Below are 1,513 nucleotides of genomic sequence, written 5' to 3'. Positions count from 1 at the left end.
TTTGCCGTGGCCGGTGATGTTGTTGAGCACCGGACGCAGCACGCCAAACACCAGCACCAGGATGAACAACACACCCAGCACTTGCTTGACGATGTCCCAGAACCACGGCTGCGTGTAGAACGCAGGGTCAGTGATGACTTCGCCACGCTCGACCGAGAACGGCATGTTGATCACGCTGACGCTGTCACCCCGGCTGGCGTCGAAACCAACGGCGTCCTGTACCAGGCGAGTGAAGCGCGCCAGTTCGTCGGCACTCCACGGCGCACGGGTAACAGCGCCGTCAGCGGCGTTGACCTTGACTTGGTCATCGACCACCACCGACACCGACAGGCGATTGATTTTGCCCTGCTGCTGCTTGGTGTGGCTGATGGAACGGTCGAGTTCGAAGTTCTTGGTCGACTGGTTACGCTTGTCCGCCGGGTATGGCGCGAGCATCGGCTGGCCGGTGGCCGGGTCCATGATCTGCTGACCGTTGGCGTCCAACAATGGCTGGCCAGGCTGGATCGCACCGGCGGTCGCAGCGGCGCCACCGGTGGTTTGCGGCGCCGAGGCCGGCGCCGGTGGCTGGTTGCTCAGGGCACCCGGCACACCTTGCGGGCCATTGCTGGCGGTGCGTTGTTCGCTGGTGGACTGCTCGCTGCGCAGGGCCGGCTGGTCCGGGTTGAACTGTTCAGAGGTCGATTCGACCGCGCTGAAGTCCACGTCGGCAGACACTTCAGCCTTGTAGCGGTCGTTGCCCAGCACCGGCTGCAGAATGTTNTGCACACGCTGGGTCAGCATGNTTTCCATGCGGCGGCTGTAGTCGAACTGCTTGCCGGCCATGGTCAGCGCGGAATTTTCCGCCATGTCCGACAGCAGGTTGCCCTTCTGGTCGACCACGGTAATTTGCGATTTGCTCAATTCGGGAACGCTGGTGGCCACCAGATTGATGATCGCCAGAACCTGGCCAGGCTCCAGGGAGCGGCCGGAATACAGTTCCACCAGCACCGAGGCGCTCGGCTTGCGTTCATCACGCACAAACACCGAACTCTTCGGAATCGCCAGGTGCACGCGGGCGCCTTTGACGTTATTGAGGCTTGAGATGGTGCGCGCCAGTTCGCCTTCCAGGCCACGACGGTAGCGAGTGGCTTCCATGAACTGGCTGGTACCCAGGCCCTGGTCCTTGTCGAGGATTTCAAAACCGATATTGCTGTCGGACGGCGTCACGCCGGCGGCGGCCAGCTTCATGCGTGCACGGGCGACGTCATCGGCCTTGACCAGCAAGGCACCGGAGTTGGGTTCTACGGTGTAGGCGATGTCGGCGGCGGCCAGGGTTTCCATGATCTGCTTGGAATCCATGCCGGCCAGGCTGCCGTACAGCGGGCGGTAATCAGGTTGCTGCGACCACAGCACCACGGCAAAACCAATCGCCACGCTGGCAGCCAGGCCGACCATCAGGCCCACCTGACGCAACATGGTCATCTCGGAGAGGTTTTCCAGGAACGACAAACCAAACAGCGGCGGCTTGCCGTCT

General features: G+C 62.5%; 1 protein-coding gene. It reads right to left on the bottom strand.

Annotated features, from left to right (window positions below):
• The coding region (gene fliF / locus B7L09_RS25870; RefSeq protein WP_094471229.1) for a flagellar basal-body MS-ring/collar protein FliF at positions 1 to 1,497 on the bottom strand (1,497 nt) is incomplete at its 3' end.
• Between the last annotated feature and the right edge of the window lie 16 nt (positions 1,498 to 1,513).

Origin of the sequence: Pseudomonas mandelii (assembly GCF_002251635.1) — a bacterium.
Classification (GTDB): domain Bacteria; phylum Pseudomonadota; class Gammaproteobacteria; order Pseudomonadales; family Pseudomonadaceae; genus Aquipseudomonas; species Aquipseudomonas mandelii_B.
Note: the sequence above shows the minus strand (reverse complement) of the source record. Positions and strands in the feature narration are given on the sequence as shown.